Origin of the sequence: Sphingobacterium thalpophilum (genome assembly GCF_901482695.1) — a bacterium.
Taxonomy (GTDB): domain Bacteria; phylum Bacteroidota; class Bacteroidia; order Sphingobacteriales; family Sphingobacteriaceae; genus Sphingobacterium; species Sphingobacterium thalpophilum.
On the sequence record NZ_LR590484.1, the window covers coordinates 2483014 to 2506807 of the forward strand.

A 23794-nucleotide genomic window follows, 5' to 3' on the forward strand; every position below is an offset into this window, starting at 1 on the left:
TAATAGACTAGATACATGCGAACCTGTAAGTTCAGGATAGTTAGTTTCAAGGGATACTATAACTTCCAGTTACCAATATAAATCACAAATAACAATTTAAACTTCAACCCATGAAAAATATCTTACGATATGGTACTGTAGTAATGACCCAGTTGGCTTTGACTCAGGTATTATATGCTCAAGAACTGCTGAAGGGGAAAGTTGTTGACGACAAAAGTCAGCCTATCAGCGGAGTGACTATCCATGTGAACGGCAAAGGTAGTGGGACAACTAATCAAAATGGTGAATTTGGCATTATTGCCAAGCCGGGGGATAAGGTGACCTTCACTTCGATAGAATACGTTACGAAAACGTTAAACGTATCCAACCTCTCTTTTTTGCAAGTGAACCTGGCAGCCAAGCAAGAATCACTCGACGAAGTCGTTGTCATTGGCTATGGATCTCAGAAACGGACTAATCTTATTGCTCCAGTTTCAAAATTTAATGCCGAAAATCTCGATGAGCGTCCTATTGCGCGTGTTGATCAAGCCTTGATCGGACAGATGTCTGGAGTAAGGGTCAAGCAATCCACAGGTGTTCCCGGAAAAGGGTTAAGTGTTCAGGTCAGGGGATCAGGTTCTATCACTGCCGGCAGTGAACCCTTGTACGTTATTGATGGTTTTCCTTTATCAACGGCAGCACAGAACGGTTCGGGAAACTATGCCTCAGGAAATCCTTTGGACAATATGAATCCCAACGATATTGAATCTGTGGAGGTGTTAAAAGATGCATCTGCAGCTGCAATTTATGGATCCCGGGCAGCAAATGGTGTTGTTCTGATCACCACAAAACGTGGAAAGAGCGGTCAGGCCAAAGTGAGCCTCAATTCATACGTCGGCATTTCCGAGGCTTATAAGAAATTGGATATGTTGAATGGTGAAGAATGGATAGATAGAGCGGTGGAGATGATCAATGCGCAATGGGAAGCCTCCGGTACAGGAAGGCTGGCAAGTCAAAGCAATGCCGAACGACGGAAAATATTGGGGCTTGCCGAGGGGAAATATAACACATCTTATATGTATGATGACCGTTGGCTGGAACCTGGACATCCGGGGCTTTACCTCATTAATTGGCAAGACGAAGCGTATCGAAAAGGCGTGGTCCAAAATTATCAGGTAGCAGCCTCCGGAGCGACAGAATTTGTCAATTATTATGTCTCGGGAAATTATCTCAATCAACAAGGTATTGTAAAAGGATTGGACTATAAAAATTATACTGCCAGGGCTAACGTCGAAGTGAAACCGAATAAGAAATTTGCATTCGGCTTAAACCTAGCACCCACTTATTCTATCGGAAATGATCCGGGGGTGGAAGGAAAGGATAATATTATGCATCAGATTTATTCGATGTCACCGGTTCAGGACCATCCTGCGGGAACAGTGAATGTTTTTGACAATGAAAAATACCCTTGGAGCACATCGACAAACGATCCAATAGCAAAATTGAACTATTATATCGGGGAAAACAAAATTTCACGTTTATTGGGGACAGTTTACGGACAGTACAATATCCTGGAGAACTTAAATTTTAAGACCACGGTCAATCTGGATCAGACCGATAGTCGAAGCAATAGATTTCAGCCCTATACCGTAGGCGGAACTTTGGCTAATCGAACCAACAACCCGAATCAAGCGACCTATGGATCCAATAGCGTATATCGAAAGCAAACTTTTGTCAATGAAAACACTCTAAACTATCATCTCAATATCGACAAACATGATATTACTGCTTTATTGGGGCAAGCCTATAATTTTGATAAACTTGAAACTTCTTCCATCACTTCACAGGGAGGTTATACCAATAGTTCCATCACAACTTTGAATGGCGCAGTCGCTACGGTGGCTTCAACCGGCGCAACACAAAGCGTCTTGCTGTCTTATTTTGGACGGGTTCAATATGCCTATGACGGAAAATACCTTCTTTCGGGAAGTATTCGACGTGACGGCTCATCGCGTTTTGGGTCCAATACAAAATGGGGCTGGTTTCCATCACTGTCCATGGGTTGGCGTTTGTCGCAGGAGAATTTTATGAAACCCATCACCTTTATCAATGAGCTGAAACTGCGTGGTAGTTATGGTGAATCTGGAAATAACAATATCGGAGATTACAGCAGCATTGCCTTATTGGGCTTTTATAATTATTCGTCAAATGGTCTTTCGACATCCGGGCAGGCACCAAGCAATATCATTAATCCGGACCTAAAATGGGAAAAATCCCGGACCTACGATGTTGGATTGGACTTTGGCCTTTTGGGATCCCGTATCACAGGATCGTTTGATTGGTATATGCGTAAGAGCAGTGATCTATTGTTGAATGTGCCGTCCATGTTGGCCACAGGTTTTTCTTCCTACTTGGATAATGCTGGTGAGGTAAAAAGTAAAGGCTGGGATTTCGAGATCACTTCCCATCAGATCAGAAAATCGGATTTTTCATGGTCTACCTCTTTTAATATCAGTCATAATTCCAATGAGGTAACAAAACTTGCTGGTGAGCAAAAGGAAATCTTAATTCCATCTTCGTTCGATATTCAACATAGCCTTTTACGGGTTGGTGAACCGATGTATAGCATTTACGTCGTTAAACAAGATGGTATATTGAGTCAGGCAGACATTGACGCCGGTGCCGCATTGTATGGTAGCCAAAAGGCAGGCGACCCAAGGTATGTGGATGCCAATGGTGATGGCGTGATCGACGCGAATGACCGCGTAATTGTGGGACACCCAAACCCGAGTTATGTATGGGGAATCACCAACAATTTAAAATATAAAAATTTTGATTTGAGTTTCATGTTTCAAGGCCAAAATGGAGGCCATATCTATTCCCTTCTAGGACGGGCATTGGGGCGTACTGGTCAAGGATCATCGGACAATGCACTTGGATTTTATAGGGATAGATGGCGTTCAGAAGAGGATCCCGGGGAAGGTCGCGTGGGAAAAGCGTATTCAACATTCGGACGGATCAAAAATACAGATTGGTTGTATTCTTCAGATTATTGGCGCCTACGTAATGTCACACTTGGTTATAATATAAAAGACCTAAAATTAGGGAGTCAGTCCAAACTTAGTTTAGTCCGTTTATTCGTGACATTGGAAAATTTTTGGGGAAAGGATAAATATGACGGTGGTGTAAATCCAGAATCTTCCAATACAAACTTAAGCGGAAGCGCTGATTATCCCGAAGCCGGTGATTATGGGGGCTTAGCGATTCCAAAAACAGTAACATTTGGTTTGAACGTAAATTTTTAAAATAATGAAAAAGTTGAGTATATTTTTGTTGATGGCAGGTCTATTGGGATCTTGCAAAATGGATCTGGACCAGCAGCCAATTTCGAGTGCAACATCTGACACCTACTTTAAGACTACGAATGATTTTGTGCAAGGATTGAACGCGATCTATAACAGTACACGAGGATATCCAGACCGTTTGATGAATCTTTCGGAGACACGATCGGACAATTTGTACGCTGTGTCCGATGGCGGGGTACGTGATTGGGAAGGGATCAACAGTTTTCATAAAACGATTGCCAGTAACCCCTATGTGATAGAAGCTTGGCAAACAAATTTTAACGGCATCTTTCGTGTAAACAATTATTTGGAACAACTTGTGACGAATGGTGCTACAGCCATCCCGGATGCGACTCTTCGCAATAGAATGGAAGGTGAAGCTCGATTTTTGCGCGCATTTTTTTATTTTGATTTGATTCGATACTTCGGAAAAGTGCCACTTATCGACAAGGTTGTGTCTGCCAGTCAAGCCAAAAGTATTGGGCGGAGCAACGTGGAGGAGTTGTATGCCTTGATTATTGAAGATCTGAACAAGGCCATTAATGCCCTTCCAGCCCCCAGTGCCTATGCGGTGGTAGATAAAGGTCGTGTCAATAAATACGCTGCAAAAATGTTGCTGGGATTGGTTTATATGACGCGATCAGGACCCACTTTGGGTGTTGAAGGAGCGGGCTTGAACAGCAATGAATGGGCGAAAGCCGTGGAACAGTTCAACGATGTAATCAATAGCAATGAATTTAGTTTGTTGGCCAGTTATAATAGCGTTTTTGATTATGGAAATGAGCGCAACAAGGAAGTGATCTTCAATATAGAATATTCCAGTGGGGCGAATCCTGTCGTAGGGGCTACTTTTCCATGGGTACTCGTGCCTGACAATTGGTTCAATTCACTCGGGCTAGCCACACAAGGGGGCCTTACGATTAGACCTGTATCTGAAGACTTGCTTAAATTGTATGATGCAAGTGATGGTAGGAAAACATTCAGTATTCAGCAAGGATATACCTATGGCAATGTTGTTGAAACAAGATCCTTTGTTAAAAAATTCGTCGATGTGACCAAAGTGCCGGCGAGTCGCATGGATTGGCCGATCAATTATATTGTGTTTCGTTATAGCGATTTGCTGTTGCTGAAGGCAGAGTGCATTCTGAACGGGGCTGTTGGGTCTCAAACTGATGTGGATGCGATCGTCAATCAAATCCGAAAACGTGCTGGTTTGACGGCCGAGCTGACCAATGTGACTAAAACGCAACTGATGGACGAACGGAGACGGGAGTTTATCGGTGAGGGATTGCGTTGGTTTGATCTTATTCGCAGTGGAACAGTTGAATCTGTGATGAAGGCTTGGATTACGAAAGAGGACGTCTCAAAACAGATGTCTGATTTTCAAGTGAATTATGTCTTGTATCCGGTACCACAGTCCGAACTCGACAATAGCCCTGGACTATATACCCAGAATCCGGGATATTGATCATGCTATCGAAATCTAATCGCCCTTAAGTTTAAGGGCGATTTTTTTCTGAAAGTTTCTTGTTCTCATAATCATTTGGCGGCTTTTCAGCAGATAAACATGAGCCTACCTGGTCTGAAATCTAACCGGTAGGCTTTTTTATTGAGAAAAAAGTAGTGGTCTGTGGCAAAATTCGTAAGTAGTCGCAGGACAGGGCAGGATAGGCGGTTACACCGATTTTTGTATCTTAAAGACTTATTCGTCGAAGCTGCGGATACCGGAAAACCAAATTGTAAATCAATCGCCAGAAAATGTCTGATATGGATAGGAGGATCTTCTTAAAATCAAATGCATTTTTGCTAATCGCTGCACTGTCTCCAGCAGGTGCCATTACCAAAAATAAGCAGGAGGTGGCACCGTATTTTAGCTTGAAGCCCATCGGGCGTTCATTACAGTTGGACGATTATTTTATCTGGTGTTCATCTCCGATCTGGGGCGATGATGGAAAAGTTCATCTTTTTTATTCCCGATGGCGCAAAGATAAGGGAATGGGCGGATGGATTAAGGGCTCCGAGATTGCCCATGCGGTGGCGGAATCCCCGTATGAGAGCTTTCAGCACAAAGAGGTCGTATTGCAGCCAAGAGATGGATGTTGGGATAGTACCACCTGCCATAATCCCCTAATCAAAAAAGTGGGAGACATGTTTTATCTCTTTTATATGGGTAACTGCAATGGCAAGACTGATACGAAGAGAATTGGTGTGGCGACAGCAAAAACGTTGGATGGTCCTTGGAAAAGGAGCGACAGTCCTATTTTGCTGCCGGGAGAAGAGGGCGCTTGGGATGATCACTGTACGACGAACCCCGCATTTTTACAGGGCGACGATGGTAAGTTTTGGCTCTACTACAAATCTTGGAATACAGCGGAATACCTGCGTGATACGGGGCCCGTCAGGGGGAATCGAAAATATGGGCTGGCTAAGGCGGATCATCCTCTGGGGCCCTACCACAAGGTCTCAGAACGGCCAGTAATTGATTTTTCTGGTCGGCCGAACAATGCGCAGCTCGAAGACGCTTTCGTTTGGCAGCAAGACGGGCAGTACTGCTTGATCGCCAGGGATATGGGTTTTTATAACCATGAATATGGGCTGATCCTAATGTCAAAGAATGGCATTCAATGGTCTGAACCGCAAGTAGCCTATCTAAATCTGGCTGAGTATGTACACGAAGCAACGCCCCCGGCCAATTTAAAACGTTTTGGACGGCTGGAGCGCCCCATGATACTCATGGACAGGCTGACCAACGAACCACGTTTCTTATTCGGTGCCACCCAAGGCGGGAAGGCAGATACTTCCACGACCTTCATTTTTGAAATCATATAAGTAAAACAACAATACCTGATGAAAACGATTTTTAGTATTCTTATTACCGTCCTTGGTTTTGTCAACAGTTATGGACAGCAGACTGTCTGGACGACGGCCCAGCAGCCGTTAAAAGAAATCGATCAGCTGAAAAAGCTGATTGTAGCGCCAAAATTTAAAAACAAAGATTATGTGATCACTGACTTTGGAGCCGTTGGGGATGGCCGGACAAAAAATACGGCGGCCATCAAACAGGCGATCGAAGCGTGCAGCAGGCAGGGCGGGGGGCGCGTCGTGGTCCCTGAAGGCGTGTACCTAACCGGAGCGATTTATCTCAAAAGTAATGTTAATCTTCATATCAAGGAAGGAGCCACGGTACTGTTTAGTCGAGATAGCGCTGACTATCCGATGGTATTTACCCGATGGGAGGGAATGGAGTGCATCAATTTCTCTCCATTCATTTACGCATATAAAGAGGAAAATATTGCTATCACCGGTAAAGGCCTGCTGGATGGCAATGCAGACAATGATCACTGGTGGTACTGGTGCGGCGCGCGTAAATACGGATGGCACGAGGGACGCCCGGGAGAGCAGAAACCTGCCCGTGCGATTTTACATAAGCAGATGGCCGAAGAGCTAGACCCTCAAAAGAGACTGTTTGGGCACGGCAATTTCCTTCGGCCTAATTTTGTTCAGCCCTACCTATGTAAGAACGTCTGGATTGCTGATGTCAAGCTTGTCAATTCGCCAATGTGGAACCTGAATCCCGTCTTATGTGAGAATGTATTGATTGAGGGGGTAAAGGTGGTGAGTCATGGTCCTAATAACGATGGCTGCGATCCGGAAGCGAGTAAGAACGTCTGGATCAGAAACTGCTATTTCGATACCGGCGACGACTGTATTGCGATTAAATCGGGCCGCGACGAGGACGGCCGCAACATAGGACGTCCTGCCGAAAACCATATCATCGAAAATTGTGTGATGAAAGACGGACACGGCGGTGTTGTCATCGGCAGTGAAATAGCGGGCGGAGCCAAAAATATTTATGCCCTCAACAATGTCATGGATAGCCCTAATCTTGATCGGGCATTGCGCATTAAAACCAGTTCCAGCAGGGGCGGTATCATCGAGAATGTATTCTTCTATAATACAGAGGTCGGTCAGTACAAAGAAGCCGCAATACGCTTCAACATGTTTTATGAAAAGCCCGGAAAACATATTCCGACCATCCGCAACATCTGGGTGGAAAATCTTCAGGTAAAGGGGGGCGGCAAATATGCGGTATTGTCGACGGCCTATGAATCTTCACCTGTGACCGATTTTACGATGGTCAACTGTAAAATCGAAGGTGTAAAGGAAATGTATAAAGTAGACCACCTTAAGAATGTGATGTTAAAGAATGTTGTGGTAAATGGAAAAGAACTAACGTCATTTGACTGATTATGAAAAGAAGGAGCCTGTTTTCTTTCTGGATTTTATTGTCCTTGTCCATACAACAGTCTTTTGCTCAGGCTAAGCAGGTACCCGGCAAAGAACGGGCGTTACATTATACAGAAGATAATGGCGATTTTCTGCTCGTCAACGGACGGTACCGATTTAACAGGGCACTATATGGCGATCATCGGGCTTCTCGTGTGGAGGCAGGGGATCTCCCTGAATTTGCTTTGTATCTGCCCGGTATGGGGGGCAATCTGCAATTTGTTCTACGCAATAAGCAGAAATATAAGAAGATGATTGACGCTGACCGCATCGAGACACGATATAGGCCAGGTTCCATGGTCTATCGCATTTGGGACACCTTTCTGGGGGAAGGGCATGTTGATATCGTCGTCATGGCACAAGCCGGTGCCGAAGGAATGATCGTAAAACTGCAGGCGACCGATGTCAGCCCTGAAGCGCAGCTTTATGCCATATATGGCGGAGCTAGCGGAGCAACATTCAGCAGGAATGGTGATGTGGGGGCGGATCCGGAATCAGGGTTTTACCTGCTACCGGCCTATTGTGAAAATAACCGGTATGTCATAGAAAAAGAACGGTTTGAATTAGTTTATCAAAATAAGAAAAAAGAAGCCCAATTTGTGCATGGCCGTTTTTCAGAAGATGCTCGAGTATGGCTTACGGATGCGTCAGCATTGGCAGAGCTACCAAATTTGACGGCTGTTAAACCTGTAGACAGCCCTATTGTGGTGGCAGAATGTCAGCTAAAAGCGGAGCCCTGCTATGTGCAGATCTCCAAAGGAAGGCTCATACCGGGGAAAAGTGAAGAGCCAGCTTTGGCAGTAATTTTTGAACAGGCGCAGCAGGCAAGGCTGGCTTTGGCTAATCGCATCAAATTAAACACGCCGGATAGATATATTAATAATTTCGGAGCAGCTTTGGCAGTTGCTGCGGATGGTATTTGGGAGAGTCCTACCTTTTTGCATGGTGCTGTTGCATGGCGCATGCGCCTGAATGCATGGCGGGGTGCTTATGCTGCAGATGCTTTGGGCTGGCATGGCCGGGCGAAGGAACACTTTTCGAGTTATGCCCGTTCGCAGGTAACCAGTCCTGCCGCCGCTCCCGTAGTCATGGATACAGCCTTGCATTTAGCACGGCATCTGGAAAAAATGGGCACTGCCATGTTCTCCAGTGGATATATCAGCAGGAATCCCAACAATAATACTGTGCCACATCATTACGACATGAATCTGGTATTTATTGATCAGCTATTGTCGCATTTTAATTATACCGGTGACACCGTTTACCTCAGACAAATGTGGCCGACGCTCCAACGGCACCTTGATTGGGAAAAGCGCAATTTCGACCGCGACAACGACGGTTTATACGATGCCTATTGCGCGATCTGGGCTAGCGATGGACTACAATATTCGGGGGGCGGGGTAACCCATACCACAGCTTATAATTACCGTGCCAATCGGATGATGGGCAAGTTGGCAGGCTTAATCGGACAGAATCCAGATCCTTATATACGTGAAGCAGATAAAATTCAGAAGGCATTGAAAAATAGGCTCTGGCTTAAGGGAAAGGGGTACTTTGCCGAGTTTCAGGACGCTTTGGGCCATCAGCTTGTACACGAAAGGCCGGGCTTATGGACGATTTACCATGTGGCTGATGCCGATGTCCTGGATGATTTTGAAAATTACCAAAACCTGCAATACGTGGCCAATAGTTTGCCCCGGATTCCTGTTGCAGTAAAAGGGCAGGAGCAGGCCGGCCTCTATACGCTCCCGACGACTACCTGGCAGCCTTACACCTGGTCGGTCAACAATGTGGCTTTGGCTGAGAATTTACAGACAGCACTTGCCTACTGGCAGGCCGGAAGGCCAGATGAGGCGTATCAGCTGTGGAAAAGTAACCTGACGGAAAGCATGTATCACGGCATCAGCCCCGGCAATTTTCAGCAGCTTTCCCATTATGATGCTTTCCGTGGCGAATTATATCGGGACTTTGCAGATCCCATAGGTGTGGCTTCGCGCACATTGGTCGAGGGGTTGTTTGGCGTTCACCCGCGCTTATTGGACAACAAGCTACTTATTAAACCGGGATTTCCCACAACTTGGGAATTTGCAGAGATCGAACTGCCTGAATGGAGCTACAGTTATAAAAAGACTGCTCACACCACAACGTTTCGAATCAAAACCCGTTATGCGCAGTCTTTAAAGCTTATCTTGGAAATTCCCGTTGATTTTGAGCGGGTCAGCTCAGTTAAAATTAATGGAAAAGATATGAAATGGTCGGTAAAAGCTTCGTCCATCAATAAACCGTTCCTTATTATAGAATCGGATCCCGGTCGTGATTTTGAAGTTCAGATAACAGGCGCGGGAAAAGTAAAGAATATGGCTACGGGCGACCTACAACAGGTATTTACTGATCCATGGTCGATTCCCTTGGATAAGAGAACACAAGTGTTGGATCTCCGGGATCCGCAGGGAATTATTCAAAAAAGGTCGGGACAGCAGTTGTGGTTTATTCACAAGGAGCATCAAGGAACCTTTTTTATAAAACTTCAGCAAGGTGAAATGACCTGGTGGCAAGCAGTGAATATCAGGTTGCAAAGCCCTTTAAAATCAAATTTGCTAAAAAAAGATACCAAGTACTATCTTTCGCTAACGAACCGTTCGGAACAGATACAGCATGTGGCCATCGACCATGACCGTTTTCGGCGGACGCTTCGTTTAAAACCGAAGGAAATACGTGCACTGCAGCTTCCTGCAGAAATTTTTTCTAAAGGAACCAACAGCCTCTATCTCGTTTTGGGTGATTACCGTGAAAAAGTCGATTATATAGATTGGAAGATAACCGATAGTGGGCATTTTGAGGAACAAAATTTAACAAGCAAGTATAACGCCCGTCTGAATGATATCTTTCAGCAAAAATACCTGTCACCACGACCAGAAGGACCGACCTTGCAGCTGCCCTGGCAGGGAATAGGCAACTGGTGTTACCCACTGACTGCCGCCAGTATTGATGATAGTGGAATAATGGCCCGAAGTAGACAAAACAAGCTGAGCTATTTGGATATTCCCTTCCAGATAAAACATGAAAACAGAAACGTTCTATTTGTCAGTCAATGGGATAATTACCCTAGCCGTGCTACAATACCTTTGGAAGGACGTGCACGTAAAATGTATCTACTGATGGCTGGTTCAACAAATCCCATGCAGTCCCAGCTGACCAATGCTAAGATCAAGGTCAATTATACCGATGGCACAACTAGCATCCTTGACTTGATCAATCCATTCAACTGGTGGCCGATAGAACAGGACTACCTCGACGACAATCGTGCTTTTGATATCCCGGATGACCAGATTCCCTATCGGGTCAGTCTCAAGTCCGGCGAACTTTATAAAGGTGGTGCGTGGAATCGCTATACGGAAATTAAAGGTTATAGCAACCGTGCTATCGATGGTGGGGCGGCCACGCTATTGGATTTACCACTCGACAGTAGCAAGCAGCTTCAGTCCGTGGAACTTATTGCTGTGGCAAACGATGCTGTCATTGGCTTGATCAGTCTCACGCTGTTGCGGTAGCTGATCACGGAAAACCGGCTGGTTCGGCATAAGCCTTGATAATGACGCGTCCATGGTGGAGCGTCTAGCGGGAGTATCGGCCAGTCGATAAAGATCGGCATAAAAAAATGTGTCAAAAACAATTGTATTCAGATGAAAATAAATTCGAAAATTACTGCGACTGTTATGATGACCTTGCTGTGCCCGATGCTGTGTCTAGCACAGCGTATCGGCAAAATTGACCGTGAACTGGTAGTCAAAAGGCATAATGTACGCAACCTGATGATGGATACGCTGGCGTCCCTTACCGTGGGTAACGGGGCCTTTGCATACACTGTTGATGCAACAGGCATGCAGTCTTTCCCCCTATACTACAGATATGGGGTGTCATTAGGCACTCAGTCCGAATGGGGCTGGGATTCCTTTCCCAACACAGAGAACTATGCTTTTGAGGAAACATTAAAATCATATGATTTCAACAATGAAGGGCGCGATGCTAAATACAGTGTTCAGCTTAAAGAACCGCCGCGGAATGCCGCAGCCGTAAATTATTTCAGGGAAAATAAACACCGTCTGCAACTGGGCAACGTGGGGCTGGAATTTTACTGCAAAGATGGCCGACGGGCAGCGATAAATGACATTAAAAACATTCGTCAGGAACTGGATCTGTGGACGGGGATGATAATAAGTGAGTTTAGCGTTGACGGGGACCCCGTAGTTGTGAAAACGGCATCTTATCAGACACAGGACGCCGTAGCTGTACATGTGCGCTCCCCGTTGATCGCCAAGGAGCGGCTGAGAGTATTTATCCAATATCCCTATCCCAGTGGTCAATTTTTAGATGAGGGGACAAACTATACGCAGGTGGATGATCACAAAACGCTTATTGTCAGTAGTTCGTCTCGGGGTGCTGTCATCAGCCACCAGCTGCAGGGTACGGATTATTTTACGGAACTGCAGTTTTCGCAAGGGACTTTCCAAAATACCGCGCCGCATTATTTTGTTTATCAACCGGCAGCGGATCTGAAGGCTTTCGAATTTTCTTTTGCGTTTGCTGCCACGAGTAAAGCCGGACACAATAGTCGAAATTACCAAGACGCGGCGCGCGAAAGTACACAGCAGTGGAAGCTTTTTTGGGAGAGTGGAGCTGCGGTTGATTTTGCAGGCAGTACAGATCCACGGGCAAATGAACTGGAAAGAAGAGTGGTGCTTTCCCAATATTTAACAAAGGTACAATGTGGAGGTAGCAATCCACCACAAGAGACAGGGCTCACCTTCAACAGCTGGTACGGTAAGCCCCATACCGAGATGCATTGGTGGCATGCTGTCCATTTTGCCCTCTGGGGGCGCCCGGAGCTTATGGAGAAAACCCTGGATTATTATTTCCGGACATTTGAAAAAGCACGGGCCCTGGCAAAACGGCAGGGATATCAAGGGGTAAGATGGATAAAGATGTCCGACAATGAAGGGAACGAAAGCCCTTCATCTGTAGCGGCCTTTTTGGTATGGCAGCAGCCACATATTATTTATATGACTGAGCTGGCTTACCGTGATAAAGAGCGTTTGGCTGTCTTAAAAAAATATAAAGACCTCGTGTTTGCAACCGCCGAATTTATGGCAGACTTTGCACATTACGATAGCCTGACAGGTCGGTACAATATTGGTAAAGGAGTGATCCCGGCGCAGGAAGTATTTAAGGCTTCGGAAACCATGAATCCGACTTATGAGGTGGCGTATTGGGATTGGGCACTTCGTACGGCTCAGAAGTGGAAAGAACGATTAGGCGAACCCCGGGTAGCAAAATGGGATGATGTGATCGAAAAATTAGCGCCCTTACCTATCGGAGATCAGGTATATCTGGCTACCCAGACAGCTCCGGACTCTTACACTTTTGATCGATGGATGACAGACCATCCTGCGGTCCTCGGTGCCTTGGGAATGGTGCCAGAGTCACCGAAACTGGATAAAGCAATCATGAAAAATACCTTAGACCTCGTGCTGTCGAAATGGCATTGGGAGAAAACATGGGGTTGGGATTTTCCAATGACTGCCATGAATGCTGCACGGCTGAACCTGCCACATAAAGCGCTGGACGCTTTATTCATGAATGTCCAGACCAATACATACCTCAAAAACGGGCATAACTATCAGGATGGGCGCCTGCGTATATATTTACCCGGCAATGGTGGTGTACTGACTACTGTGGCGATGATGCTTGAAGGCTGGGATGCATCTTCCGGTGATTTGCCGGGGTTTCCGAAAGATGGGAGATGGGTCATAAAAAAAGAAGGGTTTAAAAAGATGCCCTAGAAGCTGCACAATATAAAGTCATCGCATGCCTAGGAGCAAGATGACGGCATTGCTTGATGATCTGATCGTTAATTGTCGGCCATTCATCGGAAGATGACATGAGGAATACGATCCTCTAAAGCGCACTGTCAAGCAGTGCGTTTTTTTTTGCAACCGGTTGTTACGGATCACTGTCCTGAACTGTCCTGCAAACGTTGCCGGCATCGATTGCGTAATTTTAATTCCTGTTTTATAGCATAGAGAGCCTGTTTTCATGTATTATTGTTATTACGAACGCAGGAAAATAACCAATATAATCTTTGCTGGACAATTTTATTGAATCTTTTAAGCCTTTTCCGGGACGGAATCGTATGATTCAAAAATTTTGTCAAGCGTGCTTAAGTAATAACCAATTCAAAATTATAGCTTAATATGAGAAAACTCAAAACTTTACTGTTTCTGATGTCCGTTGCACAGCTCGGTTTGGCTCAGGAAAAGAAAATTGTGGGTACAGTCTACGGTCCGGATACTCAGCCCCTCTCGGGTGTAACGGTGAGTATCAAAGGGAAAAGCAAACAGGCCAGTACCAACAAAGACGGGCGATATACGATCTTGGTCGAATCGCTGCGCGATACCTTGGTTTTTTCGTCCGTAGGTTTTATTCGCACGGAAAAGCCTGTCCCGCCGGGCGACCAGCTGATCGTCACGTTGCAGGAGGACGCTAAAGGACTGGATGAGGTGGTCGTTATTGGCTATGGTACTGTGTCGCGTAAAGATCTTGCCGGAGCTGTGAGCTCGATCAAAGGCAAGGAGCTGGAGAAAGCTCCGGTTGTCAACGTTGCCGAAGCACTGACCGGTAGACTGCCGGGGGTACAGGTGACGACCGTTGATGGTGCTCCCGGCGCCGAAATCGTCATCCGGGTCAGAGGTGGTGGTTCCATTACGCAGGACAACGCTCCCTTATATATTGTGGACGGTTTTATCGTCAATAACCTCAATGATATCTCGGCCTCGGATATCGAATCCATTGATGTACTAAAGGATGCTTCCTCCACAGCGATTTACGGGTCAAAAGGAGCCAACGGGGTTGTGATCGTGACCACCAAGAGCCCAAAGGCCGGCAAGACCAGCATCAGCTACAACAATTTCTTCCAGAGTAAATACATGCCAAAAGAGCTCGGGGTGCTTTCTCCCTACGAATTTGCGCTGTTGCATTACGAATATGGAATGATCCGCGGGACAAATTCCAATGAGTATAGCAATTTTAAGAAGTTTTTTGGCGAGTATGATGATCTTGAACTGTACAAGTATCAGGCGGGTACCAACTGGCAGGACGAATTGTTTGGCGGAGCAGTCCGTTCCAGCCAGCACAACCTATCCATCTCTGGCGGGACCGAAAAAACGAAATGGGGTTTTAACAATACCTACAACAAAGATGAGGGCCTGATGCTCAACTCAGGGCAAAAGCGTTATTATTTTAATTTCAAATTGAATCATGAACTCTATAAAAATCTAAAATTGGATCTGTCGGCGCGCTACACGCATAATGTGATTGACGGGGCCGGAACCTCCGGCACATCAAGCGTACGCATCTCCGATGGTATCCAGACTAGACCGATCAATGGGCTGGTGGACCACATGGTCATTGATCCTACCACCATTGTCGATGGGGAAGATGATTACGATAATTTTCTACGGAGCTTGATCAATCCGATTGAACTCGCCAAACAGGATTATAGACAACGCAAAACAAGAGATTTAAGCTTGGGAGCTGCAATTACCTATAATCCAGTACGCAATCTTGCATTGCGCTCTGAAGCGGCAATTTCGCTCCGCGACGGAAATAATAAACGGTATTGGGGGCCGTTGACCGGCGAATCACGTAATGTGGGGTTAAACTTGCCGCTGGGACAGATCGATCTTTCCTCGGCAAGTGTCTACCGCTTTGTGAATACGGCCAACTACACTGCGTTGAAAAATGAAAAGCATAACCTCAATTTCCTGCTCGGACATGAACTGAGTTTTACCAATGGCAACAGCAGCCTGAACCGGGCAAAATATTTTGATGAAAATATAACACCGGATGTCTTGTTTGCCAACATGGCTTTGGGTACTCCAGAACGTATGGAAACTTACGAAGCGCGTGGGGAAGATTTTGTCTCATTTTTTGGACGTGTCAATTACGCTTATCTGGATAAATATATCCTCTATGCCACTCTGCGGGCAGATGGAAGTAGCAAATTTGCTCCAGGCAAGCGCTGGGGTTATTTTCCATCGGCCTCGTTTGCCTGGAAAATTAAAGAAGAAGGCTTCATGAAGGAGGTCGACTTTGTCAATGACCTGAAATTGCGTTTGAGTTATGGTCAAGCCGGGAATAACCGGATAGCAAACGATGCCTGGAGGCTGTTGTACGGGCCCAGTCAAAACCGCCCTTACGGCGCAGGCGACATCAACCAGACCTACTATAACATTTTAAATTCTTCTTTACCAAACCCCAATTTACGCTGGGAAACCACTGTATCGCGCAACCTGGGTTTGGATTTCAGCCTATTCAACAATAAGCTTTCTGCTATTATCGACATCTATAAAAATACGACCAAAGACTTGATCATTGACAATGAGATACCAGCATACAATGGTTTTACCAAACAGCTTATTAACCTTGGCCAGACGAGCAACAAAGGGATAGAAATAGGACTGACCGCGCCCCTGATCGAGAAGCCGGATTATGGATTGACCCTATCGTTCAACATAGGCCGCAATATTCCGACGATTGATAAACTGGATGGCAACAACAGGCGTATCCTACAGTCCAATTGGGCCGGAACTGACCTCAAGACTCAGGACGACTATCTTTTTAATGTCGGCGAAACCATTGGGCAGATCTATGGTTACGTTGCAGATGGCTTTTATACCTCAAATGATTTTGACTCTTACAACGGCGGCAGTTCTTACACCCTCAAGGACGGAATCGCTTCGTCACAGGGCATTCTCGGGGGGACGCTGGGGATCAGGCCGGGCACAATGAAACTAAAGGATCTTAATGGCGACGGACAGATCACAGCCGAGGGAGATCGTATGGTCATCGGGAATGCCCTGGCCAAACACTCGGGCGGCTTCGGGTTCAATGGCAGGTATAAGAATTTTGACTTAAGCACATTCTTCAACTGGGTCTATGGGAACGATATTTATAACACGGGCAGAATCCAGTATAATATGCTATATCGGACTACTTTTGGCAATATATCGGATCGCATGAATTCTCAGGACCGATATAAGTATATCAACGAAGCCGGGGAGCTGGTTACTGGTCTGGACGAACTGGCTGCCTTAAATAAAGATGCCAAGGTTTGGTCGCCCTTTTCTATGGGCACGGCCTCACCAGTGTTGACTTCAGATGCGATCGAAGATGGATCCTTTCTGCGTCTGTCCTATGTGACCTTGGGCTATACTTTACCCAAACAGCTGACCTCCCGTATGGGTATCTCCTCCCTGCGTCTCTTCGCTACGGTGTACAACGCCTTTGTCTGGAGCAGCTATTCAGGTTATGACCCTGAAGTGTCAACCACGCGGAGCAGTGCGTACGCCGCCCTGACGCCCGGAGTGGATTATTCGGCTTATCCCAAGAGTAGAACATTTACGTTCGGTCTGAATGTCAATTTTAAATAGTAAACACATGAGAAAGTATTTTATAAAATCCAGCTATATCGCGGTCATCTTTTCACTGGCCTTTGTTTCCTGTGAAAAGTTTTTGGACACCGACTCGCCTTCCAATTTTACACAGGAGATAATTTATGCAAATGTCAGCGATGCCACCAAAGGTGTAAGCAGCATCTATGCGTTGTTTAACCAGGATGCTTTCACCTCACGGCTGTCAAACGCATTCATCCCCAACACGGATATAGAAGTGGGGGGTGTGGGAGCTGCTCCGGAAAATTCAAGGCGCGATATCTGGTCGTTGGAAGCGACAGACGGTAACGGTGACATCAGGACGGTCTGGAACAACGCCTATAGTGCTATAAATCGGGCCAATCTGGCGATCGAGGGGATTGAGCAGTCACCTATGGCCGATCATGCAGATATGAAGCAGCTTCTTGGAGAGGCCAAGACACTACGGGCTATGTGGTATTACTGGCTAGTGAATTACTGGGGCGACGTGCCCTTTAAATTAAAGCCGACTCAGGGCGGTGATAATCTGTATTTAGCACGCACTGGAAGGGATACGATTTTAAGTACCTTGATCGCGGATCTGATCAGTATTGTTCCCCATATGAAACCAGCCTCTCAGCTGACCTATGGTGTAGAGACTGTCAACCGTGAGTTTACCCAAGGGTTTATCGCCCGGCTCGCCTTATGTCGCGGCGGATATTGGCTGTATCCGGATATGACCATGCGACGAAAAGAGGATTATCTCAACTACTATAAAATTGCCCGGGAATACAGTAAAAAGGTAATGGATGAATCGGGACATCAGCTGCACCCCAAATTTGGCGATGTATTTGACAACCAGAGCAAGTGGATTGTAGACAGCAAAACCGATGTGCTCTACGAAGTGGCCTTTGCGCCGGGTTTCGGAGATGTGGGGTGGAATATAGGCGTCGCTGTAGACGCAGGTGAACACCCATATGGCTCTGGCTCAAGTTATATGCCGTATAATCCGGCCTATGTCTACAGTTTTGATACGCTAGATACACGACTGTTCAAGACCGCTTCGTTCATCAAATATAACAACAAACTCGAGCAGGCTACGATCTCGGCAACAGGGATCGGTATAGGTAAGTGGAACAGATTATTGATGCCGACCCCTTCTGGCGCAAATTCGGCGAAAGGTACAGGGATCAACTGGCCGATCATGCGTCTTTCGGATGTTATCCTGATGTATGCGGAAAGTGAAAATGAGCTCAACGGCCCAACTTTGGAAGCTCAGGAGGCATTAAAACTGGTGCGAAAACGTGCTTTTCAGGAAACCGCCTGGGCGAGCAAAGTTGATCAGTACGTAAATCAGGTCGCAGGCAGTAAGCGTACTTTCTTTGATGCTATCGTGGACGAAAGGGCCTGGGAACTGGGAGGCGAATGTATTCGTCATTATGATTTAATTCGGTGGAATCTCTTCGGTAAAAAAATTGCTGAAAATCGTAAGATCCTTGCCGAAATAGGAGAAAACACCTTTAATGGAGCCGGACCCTATGCTACTCTACCGGGTACACTCTATTATCGGCTGAAAGCAGATAAGACCATCGAATGGTACGGTGGACTATTCAGACAAGTCGTCGTACCACCCAAAATAAAAGACAGTCCGTCAAAGGGCGACAACCCCGACGGATTTACCGCCCTCAATTGGCTCAAGGCCTTATACAATGATAAAGAGCAGCGTCCTGCCGACTATATTTTACGTTCATGGCGCGGATATAAGGATGATACCGGACTGTCTCCTGTTCCCTATATATTGCCGTTGCATAGTTCGACGGTAACCAGCAGCCTAGGAACATTAAAAAATGAAGGCTATAATTTCTGATCAGGTGAAAACACAGCAGATTGATGGAAACAAAAATATAACAAGATGAAACGTATTTCAGCTATATTAAATTCAATCGTCCTTTGTGGAATGGTTATGCTATTCCTGACGGGATGTAAAAAAGAGTGGACTGCCGAGCTTCAGGGGGATGCTCCCCGTTTATTCAGGCCTGCCATCAAAGGTTCTTTACAGGCCTCCGGCAATTATATTGATGTTGCCTGGCGACAGACCGAAGGTGCCGCCGGATATACCATAGAGGTCAGTGTGGATACCTTTAAGACCGTAGCAAAGTCAGTAGAGGTCGTGGATACTACCGGAGGGACCGTAGACGACCTGCTGTGGCAGCAGCTTTATCAAGTTCGGGTGACCGCTTTACATCCTTCGGATCCAGCAAAGAACTCGAGACCAGCGGATTTTGGCGAAGTAAAAACACCGCGATTTCCCACAATCGTCCACCTTCCGGTTCCGTCGGATGTCGGTATGAACCGTATTCTTTTTAAATGGAAAAACGAAGGTGAGGCCGTGACAACGGTAAAGGTCTTCCGCGTAGCTGCTGAGTCTGCTCAGGAAACACTCGTGCAGACCATCCCGCTTACAGCCCAGAATATAGCGAATGGCTGGTTATTGATTGAAAATCTAACAGCGGCTACAGCCTATCGTGTGGCACTGTATAGCGGTGAGAAGTTTAGGGGTGAAAATAGTTACACAACAAAAGAACCTTTGAGCGGAGAGATAATAGATTTAAGCAAAGAAGATCCTGCAACTGTTAATTTGGGCGAGGCCATCGCCAAAGCGAATGCCGGGGCGACCATCTTGCTGAAAAAAGGGGCAACATATGAAATATCAGGTGCGGTTAACTTTAGTAAATCGATAACCATAATGTCTGAAGATAATCCATTGGTGAGCGCCAAAGCAAGATTGTCCTTAAGTGGAATATCCAATTTTGGCATTACAGCGAATAGTAATATGGCCAAGCTGGCCTTTGTTGATCTCGAATTATTTAGCAATGATGCAGGTACTAAATATATTTTCAATCCGAATACGACGGCAACTATCGATTTGTTGGCATTTGAAAACTGTATCATACACGATGTGCGCGGAGTGACCAGGTACAGAGGCGGCATCACTGTCGGGCAACAGACTTTTTCCAATTGTATCATTTATAACATTGGGGGCTATGCTGTATTAACAGTCGATGACAATAAGTCGGCGGTCAATAATTTTTCATTGGAAAATTCAACAGTCTATAACGCAGATGCATTCCTCGCCAGTAAAAACAATGCCAGCGGCCTTTACAAGATTGAACACGTCACATTTTATCGTGCCCCGCTTTCGGGAAGAAACTTTATAGATTTTGATGGAACAAAAAATACCATTGCTGGTGGACTCACAATCGCAGGCTTGATATTCGGTGATCCGAAGTCCGCAGATCCTAATGCGACAAACAAAACCCTTGGAGGGATAAGGATCAACCCAAGTACACAGATTACAGCCAGCAGAAATTACCGTACGGCCGATTTTACCTGGAAAGAAGCGTCTGATCTAGTTCCTCTGCCCACACTTGATTATACCAAGAAAAGCACGGATTTATTTGCAGATCCAGCTCTGGGCAATTTCCGGATTAAGGATAACGGTTTTGCTGGTAAAGATGATGCCGGAGATCCACGTTGGAGACCATAAAAATAACCGATTCCTATATAGCTGAGTGATCGGCTATATAGGAATAACTATACCCAATTTAAACCTTACTTAACATGATGAAATTATCAACAGTACTACTGTTAACTACGGTTGGCATGTATGCCGCATGCTCAAAATCCATTGTACAGCAGCCTAACAACGGGGGAGTTTTGGCAGACCCTTCAAACCTAAATGTGCAGGTCGAAGGAACAAAGGTAAATTTTAGCTGGACAAAGGATCCGCTGGCAGATGGCTATTTTCTGCAATTGGCAGAAGGAACATCTTTCGGTAAGGTGGTTTACTCCAGCGATACCATTCAAAATGAGCAATATGCCTTTGCTGATTTAAAACCCAAGACAGATTATACCTTACGGATTCGGGCGATAGATCAGGATAATCCGGCATTTACATCGCGGAGCATATACAAGTCCTTTCAGACAGGAGCTGTTGCTGTGGAGCAGGTATATGCTTTTCCTGGGGCCGAAGGTTTTGCGCGGCAGATTACCGGAGGCCGTGGAGGAAAGGTCATCAAGGTGACCAACCTGCAGGATTCTGGTCCCGGAAGTTTAAGAGATGCCCTGAATCAAACTGGTCCCCGTATCGTTGTCTTTGAGGTATCTGGCAATATTACGCTCAAGAGCAATCTGGATATCAAGAATGGCGATCTGACCATTGCCGGACAGTCAGCGCCCGGAGATGGTATCTGCCTGCAGGATTATCCCGTGAGCATAAAAGCCGATAACATTGTCATTCGGTTTTTACGTTTCCGGATGGGAGACCGGCAGCAGGTGGAAGGGGATGCTGTAGGTGGTTTTGAACGCAAAAATATACTGGTTGACCACTGCTCTATGAGCTGGTCTACCGATGAATGCGCATCATTCTATAACAATGAAAATTTCACCATGCAATGGTGTATCATTGCCGAAAGCTTGCGCTTATCGGCGCATGCAAAAGGAGCCCACGGCTATGGAGCAATATGGGGGGGAAAGAAGGCTACGTTTCATCACAACCTCATCGCGCATCATGATAGCAGAAACCCACGACTTGGCGAACGGGAAGGAACATCCTACGCGTTGACGGATCTTGTGGATATCCGGAATAATGTTTTTTACAACTGGGCGAGCAACAGTGGGTATGGGGGGGAAGCGATGAACGTCAATATGGTCAATAATTATTATAAACCCGGCCCCGCAACCCGCTCGGGTGTGCGCGGAAGAATAGTGTCCATTGACAAATACGAAAAAAATGAGGCTTCGCCAATTTACAATGTCTGGGGGAAATTTTATGTACATGGAAATGTAATCGAGGGTAATGAACAGGTAAATGCCGATAATTGGAGCTATGGAGTAGCCAACCAGTTTAACGCCAAATATGGCATACTGGATCAGGCTACACTAAGTGCCATTCGCTTGTCAGCAGCTTTGCCTATCGAAGATAATGTGGAAACCGAATTGGCTGAACAGGCTTATCAAGCCGTTCTGGAAAAAGTGGGTGCCTCACTCGTACGGGATGATGCTGATGTCCGGATTATAAATACAGTTAAGAATGGAAATTTTACGGCGGACGGATCTAGTGGTGATGAGCGGAGCCGGAATGGCATAATTGACTCACAAGATGATGTGGGTGGATGGCCTCAGCTCAAACAAGGAACAATACCAAAAGACAGCGATGAGGACGGCATGCCAGATGCGTGGGAGATCGCCAATAAACTAGATCCGACGAAGGCCAATGCCAATGGTAGAGACTTAAGCAAGGGTTACGACAATATTGAAGTATATCTAAATAGTCTGGTAAAACATTTATATTAAATCTGACTGCAATGAAAAAACAAATGTTCAATCGGACGAATAGCATGGTCTATATAAGCAGTATGCTATCGCTGCTTTCCTGCAAAAATGAAATGCTGTATAATCAACAAATGCTTTCTGAGCTAGAAGGCCCCCAGGAGATATATATTGAAAGCCAGCATAATCAAGCAACCGTCAGCTGGAATCCCATTGCCGGTGCTGATGGCTATTTTGTAGAACTATCCAAAGGAACTGCATTTGCGTCTGCTTTGCAGCGGTCCGATACGATTACGGATACCCGCTATACCTTTGAAGCCTTGGATGCGAGCAGCGATTATACAGTCAGGCTACGGAGTATAAGCCTGGCATCAGCGTCTTTGACCTCCAAAAAACAGGTGAAGACGTTCACCACGGCAGCGGCACCCCAAGAGGACCTCGTACCAGATATCATTGTTGCAAAGGATGAATCTGGAGATTATACGTCGGTTCAGGAAGCTATTGATGCTGTTCCGGCCAATAGGACACAGCCGATTTATATCTACATCAAGTCGGGAATCTATAAGGAAGTCGTCGAAATACCGCAAAATAAACCCTTTATCCATCTTATAGGTGAGGATAAAGAAACGACTATCCTGACATTTGACAACCACAGTGGTAAGCCTAAACCCGGCGGTGGGAGCTACGGAACTGCGGATTCGCGTTCGGTATATATAAAAGGTGATCAATTTATAGGGGAGAGACTTACTTTCGAGAATTCCGCTGGCATGGACGCCGGACAGGCCGTTGCTTTATATGTCGATGCGGCTAGGTCGGCCTTTAAAGATTGTAAAATGTTGGGGTATCAGGATACTTGGTACGGACACAATGGAACAAAGTCCCTGTTGGAAAATTGCTATATAGAAGGCTCTGTGGATTTTATTTTTGGAGGTTCCACAACTTTATTCTCCAAATGTCAGGTGCATAGCAATCGTACTGGCGGCTATATTACAGCAGCCTCGACACCAGCTGAACAGCAGTATGGCTATGTGTTTGTTGACTGTAAACTAACGGCTGCAAACAACATATCGGAGGTTTGGTTAGGACGGCCTTGGCGGCCCTATGCTAAAGTGGTCTTTTTAACGAGTGAGATGGGAAAACATATCCGTGCTCTTGGCTGGCATAACTGGGGAAATGCGGAGAATGAAAAGACGGCGTATTATGCTGAATATAAGAGTAGTGGCGAAGGAGCTCATATAAACAGCCGTGTTAGCTGGTCACATCAGCTGACCGATGCAGAAGCAGAGCGATATACAAAAGAGAAGGTGTTGGATGGCTGGGAACCGGCCTTTTTACCGGAAAACGCGCGGATAGTAACAAAGCACAAAAAATAGGAGGAAACAAGCT

11 protein-coding genes are annotated in these 23794 nt (G+C 45.9%); all 11 read left to right on the plus strand.

Annotated elements, in window-relative coordinates:
- The first annotated feature begins 110 nt into the window (after positions 1–110).
- The 11 genes from FGL37_RS10330 (at position 111) to FGL37_RS10380 (ending at position 23781) form a co-directional block, all read left to right on the plus strand.
- Positions 111–3284, plus strand: a complete 3174-nt coding sequence (locus tag FGL37_RS10330; RefSeq protein ID WP_028072009.1) for a SusC/RagA family TonB-linked outer membrane protein — start codon at positions 111–113, stop codon at positions 3282–3284.
- Between the two features lie 4 nt (positions 3285–3288).
- Positions 3289–4791: a RagB/SusD family nutrient uptake outer membrane protein gene (locus FGL37_RS10335; protein WP_028072010.1), complete on the plus strand. Its 1503-nt coding sequence runs from the start codon at positions 3289–3291 to the stop codon at positions 4789–4791.
- Between the two features lie 299 nt (positions 4792–5090).
- The gene (locus FGL37_RS10340) at positions 5091–6152 is read left to right on the plus strand and encodes a glycoside hydrolase family protein (RefSeq protein WP_028072011.1); all 1062 of its coding nucleotides are present in this window, start codon (positions 5091–5093) and stop codon (positions 6150–6152) included.
- Positions 6153–6170: 18 nt separating this feature from the next.
- Positions 6171–7571: a glycoside hydrolase family 28 protein gene (locus FGL37_RS10345; protein ID WP_028072012.1), complete on the plus strand. Its 1401-nt coding sequence runs from the start codon at positions 6171–6173 to the stop codon at positions 7569–7571.
- Between the two features lie 2 nt (positions 7572–7573).
- Positions 7574–11161 (plus strand): DUF4450 domain-containing protein, encoded by a 3588-nt coding sequence (locus tag FGL37_RS10350; protein WP_028072013.1) that lies wholly within the window; start codon positions 7574–7576, stop codon positions 11159–11161.
- Between the two features lie 132 nt (positions 11162–11293).
- A complete protein-coding gene (locus FGL37_RS10355; RefSeq protein ID WP_051607310.1) occupies positions 11294–13450 on the plus strand; it encodes a glycoside hydrolase family 65 protein in 2157 nt (718 codons plus the stop codon).
- A gap of 411 nt (positions 13451–13861) precedes the next feature.
- The gene (locus tag FGL37_RS10360; protein WP_028072015.1) at positions 13862–17098 is read left to right on the plus strand and encodes a SusC/RagA family TonB-linked outer membrane protein; all 3237 of its coding nucleotides are present in this window, start codon (positions 13862–13864) and stop codon (positions 17096–17098) included.
- Positions 17099–17105: 7 nt separating this feature from the next.
- The gene (locus tag FGL37_RS10365; RefSeq protein WP_081818011.1) at positions 17106–18944 is read left to right on the plus strand and encodes a RagB/SusD family nutrient uptake outer membrane protein; all 1839 of its coding nucleotides are present in this window, start codon (positions 17106–17108) and stop codon (positions 18942–18944) included.
- 45 nt (positions 18945–18989) lie between these two features.
- Positions 18990–20624 (plus strand): DUF4957 domain-containing protein, encoded by a 1635-nt coding sequence (locus FGL37_RS10370; RefSeq protein ID WP_081818002.1) that lies wholly within the window; start codon positions 18990–18992, stop codon positions 20622–20624.
- A gap of 74 nt (positions 20625–20698) precedes the next feature.
- Positions 20699–22432, plus strand: a complete 1734-nt coding sequence (locus FGL37_RS10375; protein ID WP_138096779.1) for a fibronectin type III domain-containing protein — start codon at positions 20699–20701, stop codon at positions 22430–22432.
- A gap of 11 nt (positions 22433–22443) precedes the next feature.
- The gene (locus FGL37_RS10380; protein WP_138096781.1) at positions 22444–23781 is read left to right on the plus strand and encodes a pectinesterase family protein; all 1338 of its coding nucleotides are present in this window, start codon (positions 22444–22446) and stop codon (positions 23779–23781) included.
- Positions 23782–23794 lie beyond the last annotated feature (13 nt).